Source organism: Shinella daejeonensis (assembly GCF_024281235.1).
GTDB classification, from domain to species: Bacteria; Pseudomonadota; Alphaproteobacteria; order Rhizobiales; family Rhizobiaceae; genus Shinella; species Shinella daejeonensis.
Map to the genome: position 1 here is coordinate 126276 of NZ_JAHWXY010000008.1, position 25903 is coordinate 152178.

Annotated in this window: 28 protein-coding genes and 1 tRNA gene; 9 read left to right on the forward strand and 20 right to left on the reverse strand. The window is 65.7% G+C overall.

Annotated features, from left to right (window positions below; genetic code table 11):
• Window positions 1–348 carry a MarR family transcriptional regulator gene (locus KYK29_RS17350; protein WP_254692154.1) on the reverse strand — a complete coding sequence of 116 codons (348 nt, stop codon included), beginning with the start codon at window positions 346–348 and terminating at the stop codon, window positions 1–3.
• A 63-nt stretch (window positions 349–411) separates the two neighbouring features.
• Window positions 412–1806: a leucyl aminopeptidase family protein gene (locus tag KYK29_RS17355; RefSeq protein WP_254692155.1), complete on the reverse strand. Its 1395-nt coding sequence runs from the start codon at window positions 1804–1806 to the stop codon at window positions 412–414.
• Window positions 1807–1937: 131 nt separating this feature from the next.
• Here KYK29_RS17355 and KYK29_RS17360 point away from each other — a divergent pair, with 131 nt between their 5' ends.
• Entirely contained in the window at window positions 1938–2747 is an 810-nt protein-coding gene (locus KYK29_RS17360; protein WP_254692156.1) for a tetratricopeptide repeat protein, read from the forward strand.
• A 69-nt stretch (window positions 2748–2816) separates the two neighbouring features.
• Here KYK29_RS17360 and KYK29_RS17365 read toward each other — a convergent pair whose 3' ends face one another.
• The 9 genes from KYK29_RS17365 to KYK29_RS17405 form a co-directional block, all read right to left on the reverse strand.
• Window positions 2817–3800 carry a type II secretion system F family protein gene (locus KYK29_RS17365; RefSeq protein WP_254692157.1) on the reverse strand — a complete coding sequence of 328 codons (984 nt, stop codon included), beginning with the start codon at window positions 3798–3800 and terminating at the stop codon, window positions 2817–2819.
• 12 nt (window positions 3801–3812) lie between these two features.
• The gene (locus KYK29_RS17370; protein WP_254692158.1) at window positions 3813–4823 is read right to left on the reverse strand and encodes a type II secretion system F family protein; all 1011 of its coding nucleotides are present in this window, start codon (window positions 4821–4823) and stop codon (window positions 3813–3815) included.
• Window positions 4824–4842: 19 nt separating this feature from the next.
• On the reverse strand, window positions 4843–6321 hold the full coding sequence (locus KYK29_RS17375; RefSeq protein WP_254692159.1) for a TadA family conjugal transfer-associated ATPase: 1479 nt from the start codon (window positions 6319–6321) through the stop codon (window positions 4843–4845).
• Window positions 6322–6365: 44 nt separating this feature from the next.
• Window positions 6366–7649 (reverse strand): CpaE/TadZ family protein, encoded by a 1284-nt coding sequence (locus KYK29_RS17380; RefSeq protein ID WP_254692160.1) that lies wholly within the window; start codon window positions 7647–7649, stop codon window positions 6366–6368.
• 64 nt (window positions 7650–7713) lie between these two features.
• The gene (locus tag KYK29_RS17385) at window positions 7714–8430 is read right to left on the reverse strand and encodes a CpaD family pilus assembly protein (RefSeq protein WP_254692161.1); all 717 of its coding nucleotides are present in this window, start codon (window positions 8428–8430) and stop codon (window positions 7714–7716) included.
• A 12-nt stretch (window positions 8431–8442) separates the two neighbouring features.
• Entirely contained in the window at window positions 8443–9990 is a 1548-nt protein-coding gene (locus KYK29_RS17390) for a type II and III secretion system protein family protein (protein WP_254692162.1), read from the reverse strand.
• A 12-nt stretch (window positions 9991–10002) separates the two neighbouring features.
• The gene (cpaB, locus tag KYK29_RS17395) at window positions 10003–10812 is read right to left on the reverse strand and encodes a Flp pilus assembly protein CpaB (protein ID WP_254692163.1); all 810 of its coding nucleotides are present in this window, start codon (window positions 10810–10812) and stop codon (window positions 10003–10005) included.
• Window positions 10813–10986: 174 nt separating this feature from the next.
• Window positions 10987–11499 carry an A24 family peptidase gene (locus tag KYK29_RS17400; RefSeq protein WP_254692164.1) on the reverse strand — a complete coding sequence of 171 codons (513 nt, stop codon included), beginning with the start codon at window positions 11497–11499 and terminating at the stop codon, window positions 10987–10989.
• Window positions 11500–11591: 92 nt separating this feature from the next.
• Window positions 11592–11780: a Flp family type IVb pilin gene (locus tag KYK29_RS17405; RefSeq protein ID WP_254692165.1), complete on the reverse strand. Its 189-nt coding sequence runs from the start codon at window positions 11778–11780 to the stop codon at window positions 11592–11594.
• Between the two features lie 324 nt (window positions 11781–12104).
• Here KYK29_RS17405 and KYK29_RS17410 point away from each other — a divergent pair, with 324 nt between their 5' ends.
• The 6 genes from KYK29_RS17410 (at window position 12105) to KYK29_RS17435 (ending at window position 16556) form a co-directional block, all read left to right on the forward strand.
• Entirely contained in the window at window positions 12105–12518 is a 414-nt protein-coding gene (locus KYK29_RS17410) for a pilus assembly protein N-terminal domain-containing protein (protein ID WP_254692166.1), read from the forward strand.
• A gap of 115 nt (window positions 12519–12633) precedes the next feature.
• A complete protein-coding gene (locus KYK29_RS17415) occupies window positions 12634–13245 on the forward strand; it encodes a TadE/TadG family type IV pilus assembly protein (protein ID WP_254692194.1) in 612 nt (203 codons plus the stop codon).
• Window positions 13245–13826 (forward strand): TadE/TadG family type IV pilus assembly protein, encoded by a 582-nt coding sequence (locus KYK29_RS17420; RefSeq protein WP_254692167.1) that lies wholly within the window; start codon window positions 13245–13247, stop codon window positions 13824–13826. Before KYK29_RS17415 ends, KYK29_RS17420 begins: the two co-directional genes overlap by 1 nt.
• 106 nt (window positions 13827–13932) lie before the next feature.
• Entirely contained in the window at window positions 13933–15162 is a 1230-nt protein-coding gene (locus tag KYK29_RS17425; RefSeq protein WP_254692168.1) for a phosphopentomutase, read from the forward strand.
• 105 nt (window positions 15163–15267) lie between these two features.
• The gene (gene upp, locus KYK29_RS17430; protein WP_254692169.1) at window positions 15268–15897 is read left to right on the forward strand and encodes a uracil phosphoribosyltransferase; all 630 of its coding nucleotides are present in this window, start codon (window positions 15268–15270) and stop codon (window positions 15895–15897) included.
• Window positions 15898–16019: 122 nt separating this feature from the next.
• Entirely contained in the window at window positions 16020–16556 is a 537-nt protein-coding gene (locus tag KYK29_RS17435) for a TIGR02281 family clan AA aspartic protease (protein ID WP_254692170.1), read from the forward strand.
• Here the strand turns inward: KYK29_RS17435 and deoA are convergent.
• The 6 genes from deoA to KYK29_RS17465 all read right to left on the reverse strand — a co-directional run bounded on the left by deoA (window position 16546) and on the right by KYK29_RS17465 (window position 22880).
• Window positions 16546–17865 (reverse strand): thymidine phosphorylase, encoded by a 1320-nt coding sequence (gene deoA / locus KYK29_RS17440; RefSeq protein WP_254692195.1) that lies wholly within the window; start codon window positions 17863–17865, stop codon window positions 16546–16548. The genes KYK29_RS17435 and deoA overlap by 11 nt on opposite strands.
• A 178-nt stretch (window positions 17866–18043) precedes the next feature.
• Window positions 18044–18847 (reverse strand): purine-nucleoside phosphorylase, encoded by an 804-nt coding sequence (locus KYK29_RS17445; protein WP_254692171.1) that lies wholly within the window; start codon window positions 18845–18847, stop codon window positions 18044–18046.
• Window positions 18844–19236, reverse strand: coding sequence for a cytidine deaminase (locus KYK29_RS17450; RefSeq protein ID WP_254692172.1), 393 nt, complete (start codon window positions 19234–19236; stop codon window positions 18844–18846). The genes KYK29_RS17445 and KYK29_RS17450 overlap by 4 nt, the downstream gene beginning before the upstream one ends.
• Before the next feature lies 1 nt (window position 19237).
• Window positions 19238–20209, reverse strand: a complete 972-nt coding sequence (locus tag KYK29_RS17455) for an ABC transporter permease (RefSeq protein WP_254692173.1) — start codon at window positions 20207–20209, stop codon at window positions 19238–19240.
• 5 nt (window positions 20210–20214) lie between these two features.
• Entirely contained in the window at window positions 20215–21348 is a 1134-nt protein-coding gene (locus KYK29_RS17460) for an ABC transporter permease (protein ID WP_254692174.1), read from the reverse strand.
• A complete protein-coding gene (locus KYK29_RS17465; RefSeq protein ID WP_254692175.1) occupies window positions 21345–22880 on the reverse strand; it encodes an ABC transporter ATP-binding protein in 1536 nt (511 codons plus the stop codon). Before KYK29_RS17465 ends, KYK29_RS17460 begins: the two co-directional genes overlap by 4 nt.
• A 159-nt stretch (window positions 22881–23039) precedes the next feature.
• On the opposite strand from KYK29_RS17465, the gene KYK29_RS17470 reads away from it, so the two are divergent.
• A complete protein-coding gene (locus KYK29_RS17470; RefSeq protein WP_254692176.1) occupies window positions 23040–23261 on the forward strand; it encodes a SlyX family protein in 222 nt (73 codons plus the stop codon).
• Between the two features lie 62 nt (window positions 23262–23323).
• On the opposite strand, the gene KYK29_RS17475 is transcribed toward KYK29_RS17470, so the two are convergent.
• From KYK29_RS17475 to KYK29_RS17485, 3 genes are all read right to left on the reverse strand, one after another.
• Window positions 23324–24316 carry a BMP family lipoprotein gene (locus KYK29_RS17475; protein ID WP_254692177.1) on the reverse strand — a complete coding sequence of 331 codons (993 nt, stop codon included), beginning with the start codon at window positions 24314–24316 and terminating at the stop codon, window positions 23324–23326.
• 229 nt (window positions 24317–24545) lie between these two features.
• Window positions 24546–25196 carry a peptide-methionine (S)-S-oxide reductase MsrA gene (gene msrA / locus KYK29_RS17480; RefSeq protein ID WP_254692178.1) on the reverse strand — a complete coding sequence of 217 codons (651 nt, stop codon included), beginning with the start codon at window positions 25194–25196 and terminating at the stop codon, window positions 24546–24548.
• Between the two features lie 37 nt (window positions 25197–25233).
• A complete protein-coding gene (locus KYK29_RS17485) occupies window positions 25234–25551 on the reverse strand; it encodes a hypothetical protein (RefSeq protein ID WP_254692196.1) in 318 nt (105 codons plus the stop codon).
• A gap of 231 nt (window positions 25552–25782) precedes the next feature.
• On the opposite strand from KYK29_RS17485, the gene KYK29_RS17490 reads away from it, so the two are divergent.
• Window positions 25783–25872, forward strand: a tRNA-Ser gene (locus KYK29_RS17490).
• Window positions 25873–25903: the final 31 nt, after the last annotated feature.

The following is a 25903-nucleotide window of genomic DNA, read 5'->3' on the forward strand; positions in this document are numbered from 1 at the left end:
CTAGTCCAGCTTGCGGCCGGAGGCGATGACGAGATCGCCGAGCCGTTCGAGATAAAGCGCGCCGTCGACCGTGCGGCGGATGACGACATTGCGGCGGTCGCGCTCGTCGCGGACGCGCGTCACCAGCCCCATCTCTCCCATCGTGTCGAGCGCCCGGGTGATCACCGGCTTGGTCACGCCGAGCGTGGCGGCCAGCCCCCGCACCGTATGCGGCGGCGGCACGAGGTAGATTTCCATCAGGATGGCGAACTGGCGCATGGTGAGATCGCGCCGGTCCTGACGCACCGTTTCCAGCATCACTGCATGCCAGAGGCCGAGCGCCTGCGATGGGGTCATGTCGAGCGGCACGGGGCCTCCGGCGCGAATGGGTCTTCGTTACGCTACCGTATCGGTTCCCGGAAGAAAAGGGTTTCAGCCCCCCGCCTGCCGCAGATGATGGTAGAGCGCGCGCACCGCCTGCGCCTCGCCGCCGGCCGGCCCGTGCGGCCGTTCGGCCGGCGCCCAGCCGTAGATGTCGAAATGCGCCCATCGGGCATTGCGTGTCACGAAGCGTTTCAGGAACAGCGCGGCGGTGACGGCGCCGGCCATGCCGCCGGCCGGCGCATTGGTCAGGTCGGCGATCCGGGCCGAGACGTCCTTCTCGTAGCCCTTCCACAGCGGCAGCCGCCAGAGCGGGTCGTCGGCGGCGACGCTGGCGGCGGAAAGATCGCGGGCAAGCGCCTCGTCGTCGGTGAAGAAGGGGGGAACGTCGGGGCCAAGCGCCACGCGCGCCGCACCGGTCAGCGTGGCCATGTCGACGACGAGATCGGCCTCTTCCTCGTCCGCATAGGCGAGCGCATCGGCAAGCACCAGCCGTCCCTCGGCGTCGGTATTGTCGATCTGCACCGTCAGGCCCTTGCGGCTCCGATAGATGTCGCCCGGCCGGAAGGCGTTGCCGGAGATGGCGTTTTCGACCACCGGCAGCAGCACGCGCAGCTCGATGTCGAGCCCGGCGTCCATGATCATCAGCGCAAGGCCGAGCACGTTCGCCGCCCCGCCCATGTCCTTCTTCATCAGCAGCATCGAGGCGGCGGGCTTGATGTCGAGCCCGCCGGTATCGAAGCATACGCCCTTGCCGACGAGCGTCACGCGCCGGTGGCCCTTTCGGCCCCAGCGTAGTTCAACGAGGCGCGGGGCTTCCGCAGAAGCGCGCCCGACCGCATGGATCAGCGGGAAATTCTCCGCAAGCAGATCGTCGCCGGCGATGGTGGTGACGGTGGCGCCGTAATGGCCGGCAAGCGACCGGATGGCCGCTTCCAGCGCTTCCGGCCCCATGTCGTTGGTCGGCGTATTGATGAGGTCGCGGGCAAGGAACACGCCCGCCAGCTGCCGCTTCACGTCCGCGCCGTCCATCTCGTGTGGAAGGAGGAGCCTCGGCGTGTTTCCGCTGGAAGCCGCCTTGTAGCGGTTGAAGCGATAGCTGCCGAGACCGAAGCCGAGCGCCAGCTTGACGGCGTCGATCGCCGTCGTTTCGATGCGCCAGTCGCCGGGCGGCAGCAGCCGGGCAAGCTTGCCGGCAAGAAACGGCGTCTCGCGGGGCGTCTTGCCGAGGCCGAAGAGCGCGCCGCCGAGGCGGCCGTCGGTGGCGGGAAGGGGAACGAACGCGCCTGCCTCCGCGGCAAAGCCGGTCTTGCGCGCCCAGTCGAGAACGGCGGGTTCGATCGTGCCGGCCTCGATTTCTCCGGGTGTAACGGCAAAGACCGGCAGGGATGGACCCTGGCCGTCGTGGAAGGGGGAAGGGCGGTCGATGAACTGGAAGGCGGGCATGGGACACTTTCTGCAAGGGGCGGGAATCGTGAAATTAACATTCTATTAGGGTTAACGGAATATTTCTGGAGCAAGGGTAGCGGCGCGATTCTTTCCGCCGCACCGGGATCGGGGCTCGGGGAATTCGCAACATGACCGTTTCCGTCACACGCCATCTGCGCGCGGCCAGGCTTCTCGGTGGGGCGGCGCTGGTCGGGCTTGCCCTTTCCGGCTGCGCCGGCAAGAGCAACATCACCACGGGATCGGTGCCGCAATCGGCCCGGGCGGCGGGCGAGATGAATGCGACCGAATTGCGCGGCGCTGCGGAAGCGGCCGGACGCGCCTATGAGAAAAACCCCAAGGATCGCAATATCGGCATGAACTATGCCAACGTCCTGCGCATGAACGGCCGCAACGATCAGGCGCTCGCCGTCATGCAGCAGGTCGCCATCTTCCATCCGAAGGACCGGGACGTGCTGGCCGCCTACGGCAAGGCGCAGGCGGCCGCCGGCCAGCTTGAGCAGGCGCTGGCCACCGTGCTGCGGGCGCAAACGCCGGACCGGCCCGACTGGCGGCTGCAATCGGCCGAAGGCGCCATCCTCGACCAGCTCGGCCGTACGGCCGAGGCCCGCCAGCGTTATCGCAAGGCGCTCGACCTGAAGCCGAACGAGCCGTCGGTCCTGTCCAATCTCGGAATGTCCTATCTTCTGGCCCGCGATCTCAAGACGGCCGAGACCTATATGCGTTCCGCTGTCGCCCAGCCGGGCGCCGACAGCAGCGTCCGCCAGAACCTGGCGCTGACCGTCGGCCTTCAGGGGCGCTTCCAGGAAGCCGAGACCATCGCCCGGCAGGAATTGACGGCCCAGCAGGCCGAGGCGAACGTCGCCTATCTGCGCTCGATGCTGACCCAGCAGAATGCCTGGAAGCAGCTCGCCGCCGACGACAGCAAGAACACCAACTGAACCCGACCGGATCCTTCGCAAAGCTGCTGATCCCGTCGGTACGGGATCAACGGCGGCGGCGGGCGTTTTTCAGAACCGGTCGGCGACCTGGATCCCGGCCGGCCCGAGGATGACGGCGACCAGCACGGGCAGGAAGAACAGGATCATCGGCACGGTCAGCTTGGGCGGCAGCGCCGCGGCCTTCTTTTCCGCCTCGTTCATGCGCTGGTCGCGGCATTCCTGCGCCAGGACCCGGAGCGCCTGCGCCAGGGGCGTGCCGTAGCGTTCGGCCTGGATCAGCGCCTGCGTCACCGATTTCACCGTATCGAGGCCGACACGCGCGCCGAGGTTCTCATAGGCCGCGCGCCGTTCCTGGAGGAAGGAAAGCTCGGCATTGGTCAGCACCAGTTCCTCGGCCAGCTCCGGCGAGGCCATGGCGATCTCATCCGCCACGCGCCTCAGCGCGACCTCGATGGAAATGCCGGATTCGACGCAGATCAGCATGAGATCGAGCGCGTCCGGCCATGCCCTGCGGATCGAGGCCTGCCGCTTGGTGACCTTGTTGGAGATGTAGAGGTTCGGCGCGTAGAAGCCGAGATAGGCGATGCCGATCACCGCCAGCAGGCGCATGGGCATCGGCTTGTCGGCGAGATTGCCGAGATAGAAGATATAGAAGGAGCCGGCCGCCAGGAAGACGAAGGGCAGCACGAAGCGGGCGAAGAGAAAGACGTTGAGCGCGTTCTGGGAGCGATAGCCCGCCTGGCGCAGCCGGTTCACCGTATTGCCGTCGACCAGCGCCTCGCGCAGGTTCAGCCGTTCCACGATCTGGCGGACAGACGTATTGTTCTGCGCTCGCAGGCTGGCCTTGCCCTGTGTCGCCTCGGCGTGCTGGCGCGCGCGCTCGCGGGCGCGGATCTGGTCGCGCTCCAGCGCCACCGCCTTCATCCGCTTGCCGAGGTCGCCACGCTCGAAATAGGGCGCGGCGAGCGTGTAGAAGGTCGCAAGCACCGTGATCATCACGAGGGCGGGAAGCAGGACCGCCGGGTCGGTGAGCGTGGAGACGAGTCCGGACATGATCGCGGGTTCCTAGATTTCGAAGTTGATCATGTTGCGCATGATCACGATGCCGATCGTCATCCAGATCGCCGACAGGCCGAGGATCAGATGGCCGCGGGGATCCTGGAACAGGATCACGATGTAATCCGGCGAGGTGAGATAGACGAGCAGCGCGACGATGAAGGGCAGCGCGCCGATGATCGCGGCGGAAGCCTTGGCCTCCATCGACAGCGCGTTGATCTTCGCCCGCATCTTGCGGCGCTCGCGCAGCACGCGGGAAAGGTTGCCGAGCGCCTCGGAAAGATTGCCGCCCGCCTGATTCTGGATGGCGATGACGATGGCGAAGAAATTCACTTCCTGAAGCGGGATATTGGTGAACATGCGCGCGCAGGCGTCCGGCACCCCGAGACCCATCTGCTGCGCCTCGACGACGCGCCGGAACTCCGTCTTCACCGGCTCCTGCCCCTCGGCGGCGATGAGCCGCAGCGCGTCGGTGAGCGGCAGGCCCGCCTTGATCGAGCGCACCATGATGTCGAGCGAGTTCGGGAATTCCTCCAGGAACCGCTTGAAGCGGCGCTTGATCAGGAAGCCGACGAACCAGCGCGGCAGGCCGGCCCCCGCGACGAAAGCGAGGCCGAGGCAGAGAAGCGGCGGCAGGCCGGCGATGAAGGCGAGCAGCAGTGCGGCGGCTCCGAAAAGCCCGCTGAAAAGATAGAAGCGGCCGACGCTGAGGGTCAGGCCGGCCTGAGCGAGCCTGGCCTTGATGCTGGTCGGAATGCGTTTGGTCTGTTCGCGCTGCTTCTTTTCCAGTTCCTTCAGCGAATCCTGCACGGATTTCCGGCGCTTGGAGATTTCCTGCATGCGGTCGCGGGCGGCCTTGGCCTTGGACTGGTCGGTCTCCGCCGCCTTCACCCGCCGCACGCGGGTCTCCGTCTTCTTCTCGGTCTCGATCCGTGCGAACAGGAGCCCGTAGCAGAGGCCGCCGGTGGAAAGTGCCGCCAGCGCGATGATCGCCACTATGGTGATGTCCAGCCCGAACATGCCGCCGTCCCGTCTGCCCTCAGGGCTTTTCCATGGCGTCGAGCGTCGCCGCCAGGCGTTTGTCCTCGTTGAAGTAGCGCGCCCGATCCCAGAAATGCGGCTTGCCGATGCCGGTTCCGGCATGGCGGCCGAGGATGCGCCCGTTGGCGTCCTCGCCTTCGATCTCGAAGCGCATCAGGTCCTGGGTGACGATGACGTCGCCTTCCATGCCCACGACTTCCGTGACGTGGGTGATGCGGCGGGAGCCGTCCCGCAGGCGCGTGGCCTGGATGATGACGTCGATCGAGCCGGCGATGATCTCGCGCACCGTCTTGGCCGGCAGCGTATAGCCGCCCATGGCGATCATCGATTCCATGCGCGACAGGCATTCGCGCGGCGTGTTGGCGTGGATCGTGCCCATCGAGCCGTCGTGGCCGGTGTTCATCGCCTGCAGGAGGTCGAACACCTCCGGCCCGCGCACTTCGCCGACGATGATGCGCTCGGGCCGCATGCGCAGGCAGTTCTTGATGAGATCGCGCATGGTGATCTCGCCCTCGCCCTCGATGTTCGGCGGGCGGGTTTCGAGGCGCACGACATGCGGCTGCTGGAGCTGGAGTTCGGCCGAATCCTCGCAGGTGATGATGCGCTCGTCGGTATCGATATAGCGGGTGAGGCAGTTGAGCAGCGTCGTCTTGCCCGAGCCGGTGCCGCCGGAGATCACCAGATTGCACCGCACACGGCCGATGATCTGGAGCAGCGTCGCACCTTCGGGGGTGATCGATCCGAACCGGACGAGCTGGTCGAGCGTCAGCTTGTCCTTCTTGAACTTGCGGATGGTCAGCGCGGTGCCGTCGATGGCCAGCGGCGGCGCGATGACGTTGACGCGCGAGCCGTCCGGCAGGCGGGCGTCGCAGATCGGGCTCGATTCGTCGACACGGCGGCCGACCTGGCTGACGATGCGCTGGCAGATGGACAGCAATTGCCCGTTGTCGCGAAAGCGGATCTCGGACTCTTCGACCTTGCCGTTGACCTCGATATAGGTTCTGCCGGCGCCGTTCACCATGATGTCGGCGATGTCGTCGCGCGCCAGAAGCGGCTCGAGCGGGCCGTATCCGAGCACGTCGTTGCAGATATCGTCGAGCAGTTCCTCCTGCTCGGAAATCGACATCGCGAAATTCTTGATCGTGATGATGTCGTTGACGATATCGCGGATCTCCTCGCGTGCGCTCTCGGTGTCGAGCTTGGCGAGTTGCGACAGGTCGATCGTATCGATCAGCGCCGAGAAGACCTGGCTTTTCGTGTCGTAATAGTCCTCGGTGCGCGTCGGCCGCCGCCGCGCGGCGGAGGGAGAGGGGGCGACCGGCGGCGCGGATGCCGGCTCGAATGCCGGCTGCGGAGAGACCGGGGCCGCGGGCCGCTCGACGGTCAGCGAATCTCCCGCAGCCGCAGCGGACGGCGGGGCCGTCTGGGCCGCCCTGCCGCCCCTGCCGAAACCTTCGTTGCCGCGTTTTCCGAACATGCCACCCAATCCAGTTCTGTTGTGTCGTCTTTCCGGTCAGTCCGTCATTTGCGTCCGATAAGGCCGAGCATCTTGCCGAGCCCCGCCTTGCGCGCCTTCTTCACCGTCGCCCGGCCGGTCACCAGATGGGCGATTTGTGAAAAGGTCTCGGCCGTTGGCGCCTTGCGATCGATTTCGGCGATCATGCGTCCGCTGTTGGCGGCCGTTCCGAAGAGCTGGGCGTCGAAGGGGATGATGGCGACCGGCTCCACCTCCAGCGGGTCGCAGAAGTCCTCCGGTGTGATTTCCGGCCGTTTCGGCATGCCGACCTGGTTGAGGATCAGATGCGGGCTCTTGTCGTTGGGCCGCAGCTTTTTCAGCGCGTCGAACAGGTTTTTGGCGTTGCGGAGGTTGGCCAGGTCCGGCATGGCGGTAATGACCACTTCGTCGGCCTCCGAAAGCACGGAGCGCGTCCACTCGGACCAGCCGTGCGGAATGTCGAGCACGGTGATCGGGGCGCTGCGTTGCAGCAGTTCGACGATGGGCTGGAATGCGCCGCTTTCGAGATCATAGGTCCGATCCAGCATGGACGGGGCGGCCAGCAGCGACAGGTGCTCGGAGCACTTCGACAGCAGCCGGTCGAGAAAGACTTCGTCCAGCCGTTCCGGCGCATAGACGGCTTCCGCAATGCCCTGCGGCGGATCCTGGTCGAAATCGATGTTGGCGGTGCCGTAGGGCAGGTCGAGATCCGCGAGGATGACCTCCGTCTGGAAGAGGTTGGAGACGTCCCAGGCGCAGTTATGCGCGATGGTGGACGAGCCGCAGCCGCCCTTCGCGCCGATGAAGGCGATGGTGCGGCCGAGGGGTTCGGCATCCGGATCGACGAAGATCGCCGAAAGGGCGTTCATCAGGTCGGCGACCCCGACGGGGCCTACCATATATTCGGAAATGCCGTTGCGCAGCAATTCGCGGTAGAGCGTGATATCGTTGTGGCGGCCGACGATGATGACCTTGGTGCTCGGATCGCAGACCTCGGCGAGCGGCGCCAGTTCCTCCATGATCGCGCCGGGCTCGGTGGAGGTTTCCAGGATGAGCAGGTTCGGCGTCGGCGCGGAGGCGAACATGCTGGCCGCGGCCGCGATGCTGGCGCTGCTGATGCGCAGGCTCACCTTCGACATGCGGCGGTCCTGACCGCAGCGCTCCATGGTGCGGACCATCGCCTCGCTCTCGCAGAAGGCGTGGACGGAGATGCGCGGCAGCGGGCGCACGGCCTCCAGATCGGCGGGCGCTGTGGTGTCCTCGAAGCGCTCCTGCGCGGCCGGCTCCAACTTGTAGTCTATCGTGCTCATCGCTCGTGCCCGTTCCTGATGTCCGGCGGACCGGATGGTGATTCCCCGTTGGCTTGCGCGCCCGTCACAGCCGCGGCTGTCCCCAGTTGCGATAGTCGTCGATGACGACGCCGCGCCGTTCCGCGTCGATGGGCGTCATGCCGCGCGGCTGGACGAGGTCCATCGGATTGGCGATCTGCGCGGCCAGATTGGATTGCGTGGCGCAGCCGAAATTGCTGTAGTTGCGGTTTTCCATCGTGTTTTCCACGAGGTCCTCCGGCCATTCGCCGCAAGGCGCCGTCTTGGCGGCGATCGACAGGAAGGCCAGGCGGATGGGGGCCGCGTCGCCATGCCCGCCGGCGTCATAGGCAGTCATGATCATCCGGTCGCGGGGGACGCCGGCGCGGGTGAGCGTCGCGCGGATGTCCTTGCTGAGCCGTTCGGCCGTCGCGGCGTTGGCCGAGCCGCGCGGCAGCATGATCTGGATGGCGCCGCCCGAGCGGGCCGCGTGATCGGATGCAAATCCGCTGATGTTGTCGCGCACGGCTGTCGAGAGGCGGCGTTCGCCGGCGGCGATGGGAAGGTCCATCGTCTGCTCCGCCTCGGTCAGCACGATCGGATGGCGCAGGCGGTAGTCGTCGGGAATGGCGCCCGTCGCGGTGCCGTCCGGCTTCGTGCCGCATCCCGCAAGCCCGGCGACGGACAGGAGCAGCGCGGCGGTCAGGGTGGCCCGCAGCGCGCCGGCGGCGCGGCGGGAGCGGGCTTCGGCGGGAAAGCGTGGCTGGCTGTATCTATTGCTCATGTCCCTGTCCGATCACTTGTAGATGAAGCCGATGGAGCCGTGATAGGCGCCGACCGGAGCCGCGTCCTGACGCCGCCCGTAGATCTTGTTGACCTTGCCGAGGAAGAAGCTCGCGGCGTCGTTCGTCGGATTGAAATTGTCGTCCGGCCGCGACAGCGCGTTGCGCGCGACGGGGCGAACCAGATAGGGCGTGGCGATGATCACCATTTCGGTCTCGTTGCGGACGAAGTCCTTCGAGCGGAACAGCGTGCCGAAGATCGGGATCTTCGACAGGCCGGGCAGGCCGGAAACCGCCTGGCGGATATCGTCCTTGACGAGGCCGGCGATGACGATGGAGCCGCCCGAGGGCAGTTCCACGCTCGTCGTCGCCTCGCGGCGGCGGATGCCGAGCGCCGTCAGGCCCGGAATGGAGCTGTTGCTGATCGAGGTCGCCGAGCCTTCGAAGGTCGGTTCGGAAACCTCCGTCTCGACGCGCAGGCTGATGCGCCCCGGCGACAGGACGACCGGGCGGAAATTGAGGCGGATGCCATATTCAACGGTCGAGATGGTGCGGGTGACCGTGGTCTTGCCGGTCTTCTCGTCGGAGCCGATCTCCTGCTCGCTCGGCATGCGGAATTCGCCGCCGACATAGAAGCGGGCCTCCTCGCCGGAAATCGCCGTCAGGCTCGGCTCGGCCAGCGTGCGCATCACGCCGGCCTGTTCCATGGCGCTCATGTAGCTGGCGAGCGCGACGCCGCCGATCGAGCCGGTGAGCGCGCCTTGCGAGGCCCAGTCGGCCGCGCCGCCGAGATTGGTGGGATTGCGGAAGGAAATGCCGCCGCTGGAGCCCTGGACGGAGCCGTTGAAGCCGAGCTGCTTGAGCACCTGGCGGCTGACCTCGGCGACGGTGACCTTCAGCGTCACCTGGTCCTCGCCCTCGATCTTCAGGAGGTTGACGATCTGCGAGCGCTGGCGGTCTTCGCCGAAGATGGCGGAATCGCCGTTGTTGCCCTGGGAGACGATGGTGCGGGTGGTCGCCTCGCCGCCGGTCAGGAAGATATCGGCGAGCTGGCGCGCCTTGTCGGCGTCCTGCGGCGTGCGCACGGTGCCGTTCAGCACGATATTGTCGGAGATGATCTCCACCTGGATGTCGGAATCGGGAATGAAGCGGCGCAGATGCGCCTCCAGCCCGGTGATGTCGCGTTCGACGTCGAGGTCGATGCTGACGATCTCCTCGCCGCCCGGCCCGAAGATGAAGATATTGGTCTGGCCGACATCCTTGCCGAACAGATAGATGCGGCGGGATGTGCGGGTCACCGCGTCCGCCTTCATCGGATCGGCGACGAGAATGTCGTGCGCGTCGGTCGGCAGGTCGATGACGAGCGCCTTGTTGAGACCGAGCTTGATCGATTTGCGCGCGCCCGGGCCGGTGTTCTGGATGCGGACGACGGCCGAACCGGCGGCCTCCGCCGTTGCCACCGGCTGGCCGGTGAGGACGGCGGCGGGAAAGCCCGAGAAGGCCAGGCAGAAGGCTGTTCCGCCGACGACGGACGCCCGAAAGGTTCTTGCGATTCCTGACACGTTCCGTTCCTCTTACCTGGGTTCCGCGCTTCTGTTGCCGCTGACGATCTCTCCGGTCTTGATCACCTGGATGACCGGCATGCCCGCGCCGCCGCTGAGCAGATAGTCCGCCGCGGTCGTATCCGGTTCCTGTGCGTCGGCGACGCTGCGCAGCGCCAGCGACAGCCGCTCCGCCATCTGCTGGGCGACGGCGATCACCTTGGTCTGGTCGGGCGTCAGCTCCAGCGTTGCCGTGGTGCCGATCACCGATTTCGAGCCGTCCTCGTTTTCCTGGATCTGCTGGTCGATCGCCAGGACGCGGACGTTGGAAAGCACGTTCTCGGTGAGATAGGCGCCGGTGTCGTTCCGGCGCACCATGACGACGTCGACCCGGTCGTTGGGCAGGATGAAGCCGCCGGCGCCGGTTGCGACCGAGATTTCCGTGGCGACCGCCCGCTTGCCGGCCGGCAGCAGCGACGACATGATGCGGCTGCTGGAATCGGTGATCTTTTCGGGGCGGATCGGTTCGCCGTTGAAGATCGGCATGCGCACGATCGCCCCTTCCAGCGTCTCGATCGCATCCGGCCGGTTCCGGTCGGTGATGAAACCCTCGACCATGGATTTCTCCGGCCAGGCGGCCCAGATGAGGCTGTCGGGATTGAGCCTCGCGCCGACCGGCAGGCTTTCGCGCGCCACCAGCACGTTGACCGTCGGTTCGCGTTCGACCACGGCCTCGGTCGGAGCTTTATCCGCTCCGCCGCGGGCGATCTGCAAGGCGAGAAAGCCTGCGACGCCCGCCGAGACGACGGCTACTGCCAGAATGATGATTCGCGCCGGTTTCATATCGCTTCCCTGGGATGCGGATTCTTCTATCGGCGCAGATTGACCGGCAAAGGTGTAATTATGGTTAATGCCAGCCTTACGGTCATGGTGAACGCAGCCTTAACGGCGTGACGGCAAAAAGCCGGCGCTCTTGCGAGGCCGGCCTGGTCGGACGAAAGAGGAGGATAAGTGGCGTCAGCCCGCGCCGCCAAGTGCGGCGATCATCAGCGGGGAGGAAGGATAGGCGAGAAAGGCGGCGGCGCCGATGGCGATGCCATAGGGCACTTTCTTGCCCGCCAGCAGATGGCCGGGAACCGGCAGGCCGGTGGCAAGGATGCTATTGGTATGGGCGCGCAGCGACAGGATGGCGATCACCAGCACGCCGCCGAAGAAGGAGACGAAAACGAGATATTCGACGAGCGAAAGGCTCATCCCGAACCATACGGCGCTCGCCGTCAGCAGCTTGGCGTCGCCGCCGCCCATGATGTTGAGGGCGAAGAGCGCGAAACAGACCGCGAAGACTGCGAGCCCGGCGGCAAGGTGCTGGGCGATATCGGCAAGCCCGAGGCCGGCCAGCGGCGCGACGAGGATAAAGGCGGCCAGCAGTACGGCCGAAACCCGGTTGGGAATCGTCATGGTGAAGAGATCGGAAAAGGCCGCGACCGCAAGGCAGAGCGGAAAGACCACGAAGATGATGGCTTGGGTCATGCGGCTTCCTTTCATTGATGGCTTGAACTGCTATGAAAGCAGAAAGCCGCCTCAACAAGAGAGGCGGCTTCCAATCGGGTATTTTTGTGGGCTTATTCGCCCATGGCCGTCTTAGCCTTACCCATTTCGGTGCTGAGACCATCGAACACTTCATTCAGAGAAGAGCCGAGGGTCGTCGCGCCGGCGATCAGGGCGACGGAAATGAGAGCTGCGATCAGGCCATATTCGATGGCGGTCGCGCCGGATTCGTCCTTCATGAGACGAGCGAAGATGTTGGTCATGGTGTTCTCCTGGCTCCACGATATTGGGTTCAGCACGTCCGCCAACGTTCTGTTGTTCGGATGACTGCAACCTTAGCGGCAGTGGATTGCCATCCACTTAAGAAAACCGGTTAATACGATCCTAAGAAGCGTTGGTGGATTCTATGATGAATCATTGCTTTAAATTCTGATAAGTCTCTGATTTATATGGATTGTTTACGGGGCATCCTCTCCGGGTGGGGTGTTTCTACGTGAAAACAGGCTTGGATTGTAATTTCCCGCTTAAGGCTTCGTTCACCAATAGCGGCGATGCTGGGGCCTGATTTATCGCCGGGGTGGATGCGAATGGCACAGGACAGGGTTTCGGCAAAGGGCGTCGCAAAGGGCGCGGCGATCGCAGCGGTCGCGGTGCTGACCGCCGCCGCAGCCGCCGCGCAGGAGCCGATGATGCGGGTCTATATGGATCACGCGCGCGTGCTCAAGCTCGACCGGCCCGTCAGCAAGGTCATCATCGGCAATGCCGACGTCGCCGACGCGACGGTGGCCGACTCCCGGACCATCGTTCTCACGGGCCGCAATTTCGGCACGACGAACCTTGTGCTTCTCGATGCGGACGGCAACGCCATCGTCGACGAGCGTATCCTGGTGTCGATCGACGAGGGCAATACGGTGCGGGTGTTCCGCCAGACCAGCCGCTCGGTTCTCTCCTGTACGCCCAATTGCGAGGTTCACGCCGCGCGCCCGCCATCCGGCGGCTGATCCGGCGGCTTCCCCGTCCGGAAACGGGATTTCCGGCGAATGCCGGATAAATCACAAACGAAATGTAAAGGGTCCGCCGCATAGGCTTGCGGGAAAGCCATTGGGGTGGATCGCGATGACGCCGGATCGGGTTGACAAGCAAAGCAGCGCGCCGGGGCGGGGCCTGTTCCGCCGGTTCCTTCGCCGGAAAGACGGCGCGACGGCGATCGAGTTCGCCATTCTCTGCCTTCCCTTCTTCCTCGTTCTCTTCGCAGCGATCGAGACCTTCGTCGCCTTCACTGGCGAGCAGTTGCTGACGGCGGCGACCGATTCGATCGCCCGTCGCATCCGCACCGGCGAGATCACCTTCAATCAGGACAAGCCGAGCGACGTGAAGACGGAAGCGGCGTTCCGCAAGCTGTTCTGCGACGAGATCGCCATCATGCTGCCCTGCTCGCAGACCGAGCTGGAGACGCCGACGAAGCTTTATCTCGACGTGCGCAGCTTCGATAAATTCTCCGATATTCCGCCCGCCCTGCCGCTGGTCGGCGGCGATCTCGACACCACGGCGTTCCGCTTCGCGCCGGGCGGCAAGAAGAGCATCAATATCGTGCGGGCCTATTATCGCTGGGAAATCCTGACCGATCTGGTGCGCCCCTATATCACCAATATCCGTCCGGCTTCCGGTGCCCGGCCGACCTATCTGATGGTGGCGACGGCCGTTGTTCAGAACGAGGATTATCCGTGATGGCCGCCCTGCGCTTCCGCTTTCCCGCTCTCGCACGGCTGCGCCGGCTTCTTCGCGATCGCCGCGGCGTCGGCGCGATCGAATTCGCGATTGTCATTCCGCTTCTCATCATGGCCTATATCGGGGCTTTCGAGATTTCCGTCGCGATGACCGTCTACCAGAAGGTCAATCGCGCCTCGGCGACCGTCTCGGACCTTCTGACCCGCACGCAGACGACCACGCCGTCGGGACTCGATTCGATGAAGGCCGTGACGGCTGCCATTCTCCAGCCCTTCCCGCAGCGCGAAGGCTATTCGCTGAAGATCACCGGCATCATCGTCGACGTCGATGGCCGGGCGACCGTCGCCTGGTCGCGCGACCAGAACGCCGGAACGCCCTATCGCAAGGGCTCGACCGTCACGCTGCCGGAAGACATGGATGCGAAGGATACCTTCATCGTGCGCACGGAATACGGCGTGCCCCATTCGGTGCTCCTGATGATGCCCGGCCTTTCCTCTTCGCTCAACACGCTGACGCTCGGCAAGACCAGCCATTTCCGCCAGCGCGTCGGCGACAAGGTCGAATGCGCCGCCTGCACCTGACCTTCGCACCGCGCGGTTTTTGCTTGAACCGGGCCGGCCGGCAGTGTCATCTCGGGCCGGGTGCGCCGCTTCGGCGGTATGGCGCCGGGACAGACGGCAGGTGAATATGGCGCGGGTGTTTCTTTTCGTTCTCGATTCCTTCGGCATCGGCGGTGCCCCGGATGCCGCCCTCTTCGATGATCTCGGCGCCAATACGCTCGGGCATATCGCGGAGTTCTGCGCCGCCGGCGCGGCCGATCGGCCGGGCCTGCGCGAGGGGCCGCTCTATCTGCCCAATATGTCCGCGCTCGGCCTGCTGCACGCCGCCCGCGCCGCCGCCGGCGACTTTCCCGCCGGCATGGATGTGCCGCAGCGTGTTTTCGGCCTCTACGGCGCGGCGACCGAGGTCTCGCATGGCAAGGATACGCCATCCGGCCATTGGGAGATCGCCGGCGCTCCGGTCCTGTTCGACTGGGGCTATTTCCCGGCGGAAGGCGACGCCTTCGAGCCGGAACTGGTGGAAGCGATCTGCGCTGCGGGCGAGGTGCCGGGCATCCTCGGCAATTGCCATGCCTCCGGCACGGACATCATCGCCCGCCACGGCATCGACCATATCCGCACCGGCCGGCCGATCTGCTACACGTCGCGCGATTCGGTCTTCCAGATCGCCGCCCACGAGCGCCACTTCGGGCTCGACCGGCTGTTCGACGTCTGCGCGACCGTGCGGCGGCTGCTCGACGCGCGGCCGGGGGGGAGGATCGGCCGGGTCATCGCCCGCCCCTTCATCGGCGAGAGGCCGGCAAGCTTCGAGCGAACCGGCAATCGCCGCGACTACTGCGTGCCGCCGCCCGAGCCGACCTTGCTCGACCGGCTGACGGAGGCGGGCCGCACCGTCCACGCGGTGGGCAAGATCGGCGATATCTTCGCCGGGCAGGGCGTCGGACGCAGCGTCAAGGCGAATGGCAACGGGGCGCTCTTCGATGCGACGCTGCGGGTCATGGACGAGGCGCAGGACGGCGATCTGGTCTTCACCAATTTCGTCGATTTCGACATGCTCCACGGCCACCGCCGGGATGTCGCGGGCTATGCGGCGGCGCTGGAGGCCTTCGACCGCCGTCTGCCGGAGGTCGACCGCAAGCTCAGGCCGGGCGACCTCGTTGTCCTTACCGCCGACCACGGCTGCGATCCGACCTGGCGGGGCAGCGACCACACGCGCGAGCGGGTTCCCGTCATGAGCTTTGGCCCCGGCATCCGCTCCCGCCCCATCGGAACACGCGGAAGCTTCGCCGATATCGGCGAAAGCGTCGCCCGCCACCTCGGCATTCCGCCCGGGCCGCACGGACGAAGTTTTCTCTGACGCCTGCCGCAATTGGGGATGGCGGCCTGTGCGACGCCTCTTCTCTTGCGGGGATCGTCGGTCCATGGAAAAAGAGACAGTCCCGTGTTTTCGGAAGGTTGGCCCATGGACGGCGTCACAGTCATCGATCACCCGCTCGTGCAGCACAAGCTGACCATCATGCGCAAGAAGGAGACGTCGACCGGAAGTTTCCGCCGGCTGCTGCGCGAGATCTCCACGCTGCTCTGTTACGAGGTCACCCGCGATCTGGAACTGACGACCCAGCGTATCGAGACGCCGATGGAAGAGATCGATGCGCCGGTCCTCGAAGGCAAGAAGCTGGTCTTCGCCTCGATCCTGCGCGCCGGCAACGGCCTGCTTGAAGGCATGCTGGAACTGGTGCCCTCCGCGCGTGTCTCCCATATCGGCGTCTATCGCGATCACGATACGCTTGAGGCCGTCGAATATTTCTTCAAGGCCCCCGACAGTATCGGCGAGCGGCTCGTCATCGTCGTCGACCCGATGCTGGCGACGGGCAATTCCTCCATCGCCGCCATCGACACGCTGAAGAAACGCGGGGCGAAGAACATCCGCTTTCTCTGCCTGCTTGCCGCGCCCGAAGGTATCCGTCATTTCCGCGCGGCCCATCCCGATGTGCCGGTCTATACGGCCTCCATCGACCGCAAGCTGAATGAGAAGGGCTATATCGTGCCGGGCCTCGGCGATGCCGGCGACCGCATGTACGGCACCAAATAGGTTAATCCTTTATTTACTAGATCGATCGAATCCGGTGGGAAAGGGGCGCGTGGCGGCGTCTCTTCGCCGTCCGTCGACGGTTGCCGTGCTAATTCGGGACAGATTGTTCCGGAGGCCTGTCCATGTTCGCGCGAAGCTTCATTCTTCTTGCCGGTTGCGCCATTGCCGCCGCTCCCTTCGTTCCGGGTCTCGCCAGACGCCATCTCGACCTGCCGTTCGCCGGTGAGGCCATGGCGCGGGTGGAAACCGCCTCGCTCGCCGTGGACGAACCGGCGCCACGCCCCGGCCATGGCAGCGTGTTCCTCGCCACCGGGCCGGATGGCCGCGTCAGCGGGCTTTTCACCATCAACGGCCACGCTGAGGAGGGGCGGATCGATCCGGCGTCCTCCATGGTGCGGATCAGCGTCTCGACGGCCGTGCGTCTCGGTATCGATCCCGCGCGGCTTGCCTTCCGCTATGCGGTGGAAACGGACAAGGGCATGGCGCGCGCCGCCTATATCCGCCTCGACCATGTCGGGATCGGGCCCGTCCGGCTCGAAAAGGTGGGCGCGATGGTGCTCGAGGATCGGGTTCTCGGCGATACGCTGATCGGCATGAGCTTCCTCAAGGGCCTGAAATCCTACGATGCCGTTGACGACGGGTTGCGCCTCACGCGGTGATATGCGCCAGCACCCCGGCAACGGGCGGCGGCGGTTCGCCGGAAATCCGGTAGAGCGCGGCAAGCCGTTCGGCCGCGTGATCCGCCATGGCCTCGCTCGCCGCGTGGGCGCGCCCGATTTCGGTCCCCTTATCGACCCATGTCCCGAGCGGCGGCAGGCGGTCGAAGCCGACACGATGGTCGATCGGCTGGTCCGGCCGGGTCCGTCCACCCCCCAGCTCGATGACCGCAAGGCCGAGTGCTCTCGTGTCGCAGGCCGACAGATAGCCGGATTGCGATGCGTGGACGGTTCGGATCGCCGGCGCGCGCGGCAGATGGGCCTCGGGACGCTCCAGCAGGTCGGGCGGCCCGCCGAGCCGGTGCACCATCCGGGCGAAAACCTCCGCGGCCGCGCCGCTCGCCAGCGCCGCCCGCGCTCTTGCCGCCGCTGCTGCGCTGTTCATTTCGAGGCCTGCAAGAAGGATCATTTCGGCGGCAAGGGTGATGACGGTCCGCTCAAGCCGGGTTCCGGTCTCGTCGCCCCTCAACAGGGCGATGGCGCTCGCGACCTCGACGGCGTTTCCGGCCGCATCGGCGAGCGGCTGGTTCATGTCGGTGACGAGGGCGGAGGCGGCAAGTCCCGCGCCCCCGGCGATGCCGGCCAGCGACCGGGCCAGCGTCTCCGCCTCCGTCATCGTGGTCATGAAGGCGCCATTGCCGACCTTCACATCCAGCACCAGCGCGTTAAGGCCGGCGGCAAGTTTCTTCGAGAGGATCGATGCGGTGATGAGCGGCAGGGAATCGACGGTCGCCGTGACATCGCGGATTGCGTAGAGGCGGCGGTCGGCCGGGGCCAGATCAGCCGTCTGGCCGATGATCGCACACCCCGTTTCGCGCACCGTCCGGCGAAACAGGGCTTCCGGCGGGGCAATCGTATAGCCGGCTATCGATTCCAGCTTGTCCAGCGTTCCGCCGGTGTGGCCGAGGCCGCGGCCGGAGATCATCGGCACGGCGAGACCGCAGGCGGCGGCGACCGGGGCGAGCGCCAGCGAGACATTGTCGCCGACCCCGCCGGTCGAATGCTTGTCGACCACCGGCCGGTCGAGGTCGCGCCAATCGAGAATGGCGCCGGAATCGCGCATGGCGAGCGTCAGCGCCACCGTTTCCGCCTGGCTCATGCCCTTGAACCAGACGGCCATGGCGAAGGCCGCCGCCTGCCCCTCGGAAACCTCGCCATTTGTGAGGCCGCGAATGAAGCGGGTGATTTCCGGCGGCGAAAGCGTCTGTCCGTCACGCTTGCGGCGGATCGTCTCCTGCGGAAGGGGATCGATGGGCGGCATCGCGGCGTTCTCCTCGGGTCTTGTCAACCGCAGCGGTTTCGCAGCGGCATCGGGTGATGGGGCAGATCGCAAGCCCGGAGCCGTGCCGGATTTCACCAGAATTGCTCTAATATATTGTTTTTATCGCATTATCCGACGCCGAAGCGATCTCGCTTCGGCTGGAAATGCTCTAATCCCGATCATCGCCGGCGATCATTCCGGTCAGGATGGCAGCAAGCCGCGTTCCGCCGACCGGGGCCATGTCCTGGGTGTCCCGATGGCTGAGTTCCGCGCCGGTCATGCCCGCCCCGAAATTAGTGATGACCGAGGCCGCCGCCACCTTCAGCCCGAGGAAGCGGGCGATCAGCACTTCCGGAACGGTCGACATGCCGACGGCGTCCGCGCCGAGCAGGCGCGCCATGCGGATTTCCGCCGGGGTCTCGAAGCTCGGGCCGGAGAACCACATATAGACGCCGCTTGCAAGCGGGATGCCGGCCTTTGCCGCCGCCCTGTCCATCCGCGCCGCCAGTTCCCCGTCATAGGCGTTGGTCATGCCGACGAAACGGTCGTCGCTCTCGACGCCGATCAGCGGATTGGCGCCGGCGAAATTGATATGGTCGGAAATCCGCATCACGGAACCGGGCGGCATGTCCTCGCGCAGCGACCCGGCGGCATTGGTGAGGATCAGTGTCGTGACGCCGAGGCCCTTCAGCACTTCCAGGGCTCCGCGCATGGCGTTGGCGTCGCCGCGTTCATAGTAATGGGCGCGGCCGGAAAGCATGGCGACCGGCGTGGAGCCGAGATGCCCGATGACCAGTTCGCCGGCATGGCCGGAAACGGAGCCGGCGGGAAAGTTCGGCAGATCGGCGTAGGGGATGCGCAAGGGATCGCGCACCGTCTCCGTCAGTCCTCCAAGCCCCGAGCCGAGCACGATGCCATGGCTGGGGACGAGGCCGCCGAGGCGGGCGGCGAGAAGATCGCCCGCGCCGCTCATCGGGCAAGCTCCGTCTGGAACGCGCAGGGCAGAAGCTCCGCCATGGTGAAGGTCTTCTTCACGCCGGTCTCGTCGCAGAGATAGACCGGCGTTGCGGCCGTCGCGAATTCCGCGATCTTCTGGCGGCAGCCGCCGCAGGGCGGGCAGAGCGGCAGTTTCTCGGCGATCACCGCTATTTCGACGATTCTCTTCGCACCGCCCATGATCATCTGGCTGATCGCGGTCGGCTCGGCGCACCAGCCCTGCGGAAAGGAGATATTCTCGATATTCGCGCCGGCGTAGATCCGGCCGTCCTCGGCGCGGATCGCCGCACCGACCGGAAACCCGGAATAGGGCGCATGGGCGAAGGCGAGCGCGCCGCGCGCGGCCTCGAAGAGATCGTGAGACATGTCAACGCTCCTTCACATAGGCGATGCCGCCGGCTTTCGGCGGAACAGCCTTGCCGATGAAGCCCGCAAGCAGGATGATGGTGAGAATATAGGGCAGCGCCTGCATGAGTTGAACCGGGACCTTGCCGATGAGCGGAAAGGCCTGGCTCTGGTAGCGGATGGCGAAGGCGTCGAGGAAACCGAACAGCAGGCAGGCGAAGAGAACGTTGGCCGGCCGCCATTTGGCGAAGATCAGCGCTGCAAGCGCGATATAGCCCTTGCCGGCCGTCATCCCCTTGGTGAAGCCGCCATTGGCGGCGAGCGACAGATAGGCCCCGGCGACGCCGCAGAGGACACCGCAGCAGATGACGGCGCGATAGCGCAGCCAGATGACCGAGATGCCCGCCGTGTCGACCGCGCCGGGATTCTCGCCGACGGCGCGCAGCCGCAGTCCGAAGCGGGTGCGATAGAGCACCCACCAGCTTGCCGGCACCATCAGGAAGGCGAGATAGGTCAGGAGGGAATGGCCGGAAAGCAGGCCGGAATAAAGCGGCCCGAGAACCGGCACGTCGCGCAGCGTCTCGGCAAAGGGCAGGGCAAGCGTGCCGAAGCGCCCGTCGGCCGAGAGCGCCGGTGTGCGTCCGCCTTGGCGGAACCATGCCTCGCCGAGGATGACGGTGGAGCCGGCCACGATGAAGTTGATCGCCACGCCGGAAACGATCTGGCTGCCGCGCTGGGTGATCGAGGCATAGCCGTGCACCAGCGACAGCAGCACGGAGACGAGGACGCCCGCCAGAAGCCCCATCGTCGCCGATTGCAGGATATAGGCAACGCTGGCGGCGGCGAAGGCGGCTCCCAGCATCTTGCCTTCGAGGCCGATGTCGAAAACGCCGGCGCGCTCGGTGAAGAGGCCGGCGAGCGCGGCGAGGATCAGCGGCGTCGAGACGCGGATGGTCGATTGCGCAAGCTCGATGAAGACCTGAAAGACATCCATGACGGTCACGCTCCCCTGGTTGCGGCGGTGTCGCGGCCTTGCGGGGAAAGCCCGAGCACGAGACGGGTGACGGCCGGGCGGAACATATGCTCAAGCGCTCCGGCGAAGAGGATCACGAGGCCCTGGATGATGACGATCATGTCGCGTGAGATTGCGGGCATCTCGAAGGCGATCTCCGCCCCGCCCTGATACAGCACGCCGAAAAGCAGTGCCGCCGGGATGATGCCGGCGGGATGGGAGCGGCCCATCAGCGCCACCGCGATGCCGACGAAACCGGCCCCTTGCACGAAATCGAGCTGCATGCGGTGCTGCTCGCCCATGATCGAGTTCAGCGCCGTCATGCCGGCGAGCGCGCCGGAAATCGCCATGGTGACGATGATGATGCGCGCCTCGCCGATGCCGGCATAGCGGGCGGCCGTGGGGCTGAAGCCCATGGTGCGCATCTCGTAGCCGAGCCGGGTGCGGCTGATCAGCAGCCACACCGCGAAGGCGGCCAGCAGGGCGAGCAGGAAGGAGACGTTGAAAGGGGCCGAGCCGAGGTCGAGGCCGAAGATCGACATCAGCCAGTCGAGCCGCGGGAGCTGTCCGCCCGCCTCGAAGGTGCGCGTTTCGAGGGACATCGAGCCAAGCGGCTTGAACACCCGGTTGAGCAGGTAGTTCATGAGGCTGGCGGCGATGAAGTTGAACATGATCGTCGTGATGACGATATGGCTGCCGCGCCGGGCTTGCAACCAGCCGGGAATGAACGCCCAGAACGCGCCGAAGAAGGCCGCCCCGACAGTGGCGATCGGAAAGACCAGATACCACGGCATCGTCCGGTCGAGGGCCAGGCAGGCCACCGCCACACCGATGCCGCCGACATAGGCCTGCCCCTCGCCGCCGATGTTGAACAGTCCGCAATGGAAGGCCACCGCCACCGCCAGCCCGGTGAAGATGAAGGTGGTCGTGTAATAGAGGGTGAAGCCGATATATTCGCCACGCCCGAACGCGCCGTTGACCATGTGGTAGGCGGCGTCCAGCGGGCTCTCGCCGACGATCAGCACCACCAGGCCGGAGATCAGGAAGGCGACGGCGAGGTTGACGAGGGGGATCAGGCCGTATTCCGCCCAGCCGGGCAGTTTCGCATGGGGAACGCTCATTGCGCGGCCTCCCCGCCGTCTTCCACGCCGGCCATCAGCAGGCCGATCTCGCCTTCGCTCGCCGCAGGCGTCCGTTCGCCGGCGATCCGGCCCGCGAACATCACGAGGATGCGGTCCGAAAGGGCGCGGATTTCATCGAGTTCTACGGAAACGAGCAGCACGGCCTTCCCCTGATCGCGCATTTCGATGATGCGCCTGTGAATGAACTCGATCGCCCCGACATCGACGCCGCGTGTCGGCTGGCCGATGATCAGCACCTGCGGATCCCGCTCCATTTCGCGCGCCAGCACGATCTTCTGCTGGTTGCCGCCCGAGAAATTGGCGGTCTTCAGCCGTGGATCGGGCGGGCGGATGTCGTAGGCGGCGATCTTCGCCTCCGCCTCGGCGCGGATCGCCTGCGTATCGAGGAGGAGGCCGCTGCGGTATTTCGGATCGCCGTGATAGCCGAGGATGGCGTTCTCGCTTTCCGTAAATTGCAGCACGAGGCCGGCATGGTGGCGGTCCTCCGGCACATGGGCAAGGCCGCGCCGGCGCAGTTCCGACGGATCGGCCGCGCCGCAGACGTCGATGGTCCGGCCGCTGAGCGTGACGGTTCCCGAAGCGGCGCGGCGCATGCCGGCGATCGTCTCCAGGAGTTCCGACTGGCCGTTGCCGGCAACGCCGGCGATGCCGACGATCTCGCCGGCCCGGATGTCGAAGGAGACGCCGTCGACCATGGTGACGCCCCGGCTGTCGCGCACTGTCAGGTCGCGGACGGAAAGCTTCGTATCGCCGGGTGTCGCATCCTTCTTGTCGACGCGCAGAAGGACGCGACGCCCCACCATCAGCTCGGCGAGTTCCTCGACGGAGGTTTCGGCGGTCCGGCGCGTGGCCACCATCTTGCCGCGCCGCATGACGGAAACCTCGTCGGTGATCGCCATGATCTCGCGCAGTTTGTGGGTGATGAAGACGACCGTCTTGCCCTCGGTCTTGAGCTGTTCGAGGATGCGGAAAAGATGATCGGCCTCCGCCGGCGTCAGCACGCCGGTAGGCTCGTCGAGGATGAGGATATCGGCCCCGCGATAGAGCGCCTTGAGGATTTCGACGCGTTGTTGCAGACCGACGGGCAGCTCCCCGATCACCGCGTCCGGGTCGACCTCCAGCGCATAATCCCGTTCGAGGCGTCTCAGCTCCGCCCGCGCTTTGGCGATGCCGGCGTTGAGGAACTGGCTTTCCTCCGCCCCGAGCATGATGTTCTCCAGCACGGTGAAATTCTCGACCAGCATGAAATGCTGGTGCACCATGCCGATGCCGGCGGCGATGGCGGCATTGGGGTCGCGGATGTCCCGCTTGCGGCCGTCGATCAGGATATCGCCCCGGTCCGCCTGATAGAAACCGTAGAGGATCGACATCAGCGTCGACTTGCCCGCGCCGTTCTCGCCGACGATGCCGTGGATGGTGCCCTTGCGGACCTTCAGATCGATAGTGCGATTGGCGTGGACGACGCCGAAGCTCTTGTCGATGCCCTTCAGTTCGATTGCCAGTTCGCTCATGACGATCCGCTTCGCGAGGAGTCCGGGCCGGGGGACGCGCAGTATCCGGCCCGCCGGCGCAGTCTTGTTGCTTCCATATCGCTTGTCCAGCCCGATTGCAGGCGGTGTCATCCGCCGTTATAGCTTCGGCGGCCCGGCACTTGATCGATGAGGACCGCCATGACCGCTGCCGACCTTCCCGAAGAGCCCCGTATTGCGCGGCTGGAAGAGCAGATCGCCCACCAGACGCATACGATCGACGAACTGTCCGACCAGATTGCCGAGCAATGGCGTGTGATCGAGCAGCTCCGGTCCCGGCTGGACCGGTTGACGGAACGTTTCCTGACGCTGGAGGAAGGGGCGCTCGAAGCCCCGGCCATCACCCGCCCGCCGCACTATTGAGGCCCGATCCCGCCGGGAGGCAAGCCGCCCGTCCGCTCTCGCAGACGGGCCGGCCCGGGCTTTCAATAGGGGCAGGACTCGTCCGACATATAGTCGTGGACCTTCACGGTGCCGGCGATGATGTCGGCCCTGGCCTTTTCGACGGCCGCCTTCATCTCCTCGGTGATGAGCGGCGCATTGTTTTCGTCCATCGCGACGCCGACGCCGTCTTCCTTGAGGCCAAGCACATTGACACCCGGCTGGAACGTGTCGTCCTTGGCGGTCATGAAGGCATCGTAGACGGCGACGTCGACGCGCTTCAGCATCGAGGTCAGCACCTTGCCCGGATGCAGGCCGTTCTGGTTGGAATCGACGCCGATGCCGAGTTTGCCCGCATCCGCGGCGGCCTGGAGCACCCCGACGCCCGTGCCGCCGGCGGCATGATAGACCACGTCCGACCCCTGGTCGAATTGTGAACGTGCGATCTCGCCGCCCTTGACGGGGTCGTTCCAGGCGTCCGGCGTCGTGCCCGTATAGGCTTCGAGGACCTTGACCTCCGGCCCGACCGACTTGGCTCCGCCGATATAGCCGCAGGCGAAATTGTGGATCAGCGGGATATCCATGCCGCCGATGAAGCTGACGGTCTTCGTCTTGGAGGCCATCGCCGCCAGGATGCCGGCGAGCCAGCCGCCTTCGCCTTCCTTGAAGACGACCGAGCGCACGTTCGGCTTGTCGACGACCATGTCGATGATGGCGAATTGCGTCTGCGGATATTCGGACGCGATCTTCTCGAGCTGGGCGGCCCAGGAGAAGCCCGCCATGACGATCGGATTGTTGCCGTCGCTGGCGAAACGGCGAAGCGCCTGCTCGCGCTGGGCGTCATTGGCGATCTCGAAGTCGCGATAGTCGATGCCGGTCTCGGCCTTGAATTTTTCCGCGCCGTTATAGGCTGCCTCGTTGAAGGATTTGTCGAATTTGCCGCCGAGGTCGTAGATGATGGCCGGCTTGATGTCGGCGGCAAGCGCGCCTGTCGATATGGTGGCCGTGGCAAGGAGCGTGAGAAGGGTTCTTTTCATTGTGCAGCCCTGTTCGCTATTGATCGTGACGGGTCCTCCCGCGTGCTGCCGGACGGCGCGCCCACGGATCCGCCGGCCTCTCCCTCGGGCCGGCTGGCGGCATCCTTGCATGGCCGGGAGGAAAATTCACGAGGATTTTTTTCAACTGGTAAAAATCCACCGGCAGCCGGCGGCAGCCGCTGCCTTGGCGTTGCAAGGAGCGGCGGCCTTGAAGGGAAACCCTGCGTTTTCAGGCAATTGCGCAGGAGACGCCGGTGCCGCGCAGGCCGCAATAGCCGCCGGGATTCTTGGCGAGATACTGCTGGTGGATGTCCTCCGCGAAATAGAAGGGTCCGGCTTGCGCGATCTCGGTGGTGATGCGCTCGCCGTGGCCGGCCTCTGCGAGCGCCTGCTGGAAGCCGTCGCGCATGCGGTGTGCGACGTCCAGATCGGCCGCGTCGCCGGCATAGATCGCCGAGCGGTAGGTCGTGCCGATGTCGTTGCCCTGGCGCATGCCCTGGGTCGGATCGTGCGCCTCGAAGAATGTCTTCAGCAGCGTCGCGAGCGATACGGCAGCGGGATCGTAGACGGTGAGCACGACCTCGGCATGGCCGGTAAGCCCGGTGGTCGTCTCCTGATAGGTGGGATTGGGCGTAAGGCCGCCCGAATAGCCGGCCGCCGTCACCCAGACGCCGGGAATGTTCCAGAGCCGTCGCTCGGCGCCCCAGAAGCAGCCCATGCCGAGGAGCACGGTCTTCATGCCGTCGGGATAGGGCCCCTTGAGCGGCCGGCCGTTGACGAAATGGTCGGCGGCGGTGGGGATCGGTTCGCTGCGCCCGGGCAACGCCGTATCCGGCGCGGGCATGGCGGTCTTCTTGTTGAACATGTCGATCAGGAACATCTTGACGCCTCCTTGCCGCTTGGCGGCTGGATTGAATTCAGGCGGTGAAGCGCCCGGCCACCGGCGGGCGCTTGTAGGCGCATATCCACAGGGCGAGCGATAGAGCGAGCATCACCGCGAAGGCCGGTTGCGACAGGACCCAGATGGCGGCGGGGTCCCAGGCGAGGGGGTGCAGATTATGCATGATGCCGTCGGCGACCAGCGCGATCGTGCCGGGGCTGACGGTGCTCCAGGCGACCGCCAGCGGCGTCAGCACCGGCTCCGTCGCGGCGACGGACTGGATCGCATCGATGACGCCGGCCATCACGGCGATCACCAGAGCGACGACACTGAGGGTCCGAAGGACAAAGCGTATCATCGAGCATTCCCCGGCGCCGCGCGCCTTCCTGCGCAGCAGGCCTTTCCTTGCCTGAAGATAGGAAGCTACGGCCTTTCTTGCAAACTTTTACGGCCTGTCCGGAACACTTTCAAGAATCTGACAGAAAGCGGTTGATCCTGCCGCAAAGCTCGGTATATATCGCGCCGGTCCGCCGGATTGACGATCCCGGCGACCCGCACACCGGCTGACCTCCGGCGGCGAGCGGACGGACAGGTGGCCGAGTGGTTGAAGGCGCACGCCTGGAACGCGTGTATAGGGGAAACTCTATCGAGGGTTCGAATCCCTCTCTGTCCGCCATACCCCGCCGATTGCCTTCTATAATGCGATA

Coding starts and splice junctions, on each gene's coding strand:
- KYK29_RS17465 (WP_254692175.1), bottom strand. CDS start 22,880: ATGAGCGAACTGGCAATCGAACTGAAGGGCATCGACAAGAGCTTCGGC.
- KYK29_RS17435 (WP_254692170.1), top strand. CDS start 16,020: ATGTTCGCGCGAAGCTTCATTCTTCTTGCCGGTTGCGCCATTGCCGCC.
- KYK29_RS17475 (WP_254692177.1), bottom strand. CDS start 24,316: ATGAAAAGAACCCTTCTCACGCTCCTTGCCACGGCCACCATATCGACA.
- KYK29_RS17415 (WP_254692194.1), top strand. CDS start 12,634: ATGACGCCGGATCGGGTTGACAAGCAAAGCAGCGCGCCGGGGCGGGGC.
- KYK29_RS17405 (WP_254692165.1), bottom strand. CDS start 11,780: ATGACCAACATCTTCGCTCGTCTCATGAAGGACGAATCCGGCGCGACC.
- upp (WP_254692169.1), top strand. CDS start 15,268: ATGGACGGCGTCACAGTCATCGATCACCCGCTCGTGCAGCACAAGCTG.
- KYK29_RS17410 (WP_254692166.1), top strand. CDS start 12,105: ATGGCACAGGACAGGGTTTCGGCAAAGGGCGTCGCAAAGGGCGCGGCG.
- KYK29_RS17455 (WP_254692173.1), bottom strand. CDS start 20,209: ATGGATGTCTTTCAGGTCTTCATCGAGCTTGCGCAATCGACCATCCGC.
- cpaB (WP_254692163.1), bottom strand. CDS start 10,812: ATGAAACCGGCGCGAATCATCATTCTGGCAGTAGCCGTCGTCTCGGCG.
- KYK29_RS17470 (WP_254692176.1), top strand. CDS start 23,040: ATGACCGCTGCCGACCTTCCCGAAGAGCCCCGTATTGCGCGGCTGGAA.
- KYK29_RS17360 (WP_254692156.1), top strand. CDS start 1,938: ATGACCGTTTCCGTCACACGCCATCTGCGCGCGGCCAGGCTTCTCGGT.
- KYK29_RS17425 (WP_254692168.1), top strand. CDS start 13,933: ATGGCGCGGGTGTTTCTTTTCGTTCTCGATTCCTTCGGCATCGGCGGT.
- KYK29_RS17385 (WP_254692161.1), bottom strand. CDS start 8,430: ATGAGCAATAGATACAGCCAGCCACGCTTTCCCGCCGAAGCCCGCTCC.
- KYK29_RS17375 (WP_254692159.1), bottom strand. CDS start 6,321: ATGTTCGGAAAACGCGGCAACGAAGGTTTCGGCAGGGGCGGCAGGGCG.
- KYK29_RS17370 (WP_254692158.1), bottom strand. CDS start 4,823: ATGTTCGGGCTGGACATCACCATAGTGGCGATCATCGCGCTGGCGGCA.
- KYK29_RS17460 (WP_254692174.1), bottom strand. CDS start 21,348: ATGAGCGTTCCCCATGCGAAACTGCCCGGCTGGGCGGAATACGGCCTG.
- KYK29_RS17445 (WP_254692171.1), bottom strand. CDS start 18,847: ATGAGCGGCGCGGGCGATCTTCTCGCCGCCCGCCTCGGCGGCCTCGTC.
- KYK29_RS17355 (WP_254692155.1), bottom strand. CDS start 1,806: ATGCCCGCCTTCCAGTTCATCGACCGCCCTTCCCCCTTCCACGACGGC.
- msrA (WP_254692178.1), bottom strand. CDS start 25,196: ATGTTCCTGATCGACATGTTCAACAAGAAGACCGCCATGCCCGCGCCG.
- KYK29_RS17400 (WP_254692164.1), bottom strand. CDS start 11,499: ATGACCCAAGCCATCATCTTCGTGGTCTTTCCGCTCTGCCTTGCGGTC.
- KYK29_RS17450 (WP_254692172.1), bottom strand. CDS start 19,236: ATGTCTCACGATCTCTTCGAGGCCGCGCGCGGCGCGCTCGCCTTCGCC.
- KYK29_RS17420 (WP_254692167.1), top strand. CDS start 13,245: ATGGCCGCCCTGCGCTTCCGCTTTCCCGCTCTCGCACGGCTGCGCCGG.
- KYK29_RS17380 (WP_254692160.1), bottom strand. CDS start 7,649: ATGAGCACGATAGACTACAAGTTGGAGCCGGCCGCGCAGGAGCGCTTC.
- KYK29_RS17365 (WP_254692157.1), bottom strand. CDS start 3,800: ATGTCCGGACTCGTCTCCACGCTCACCGACCCGGCGGTCCTGCTTCCC.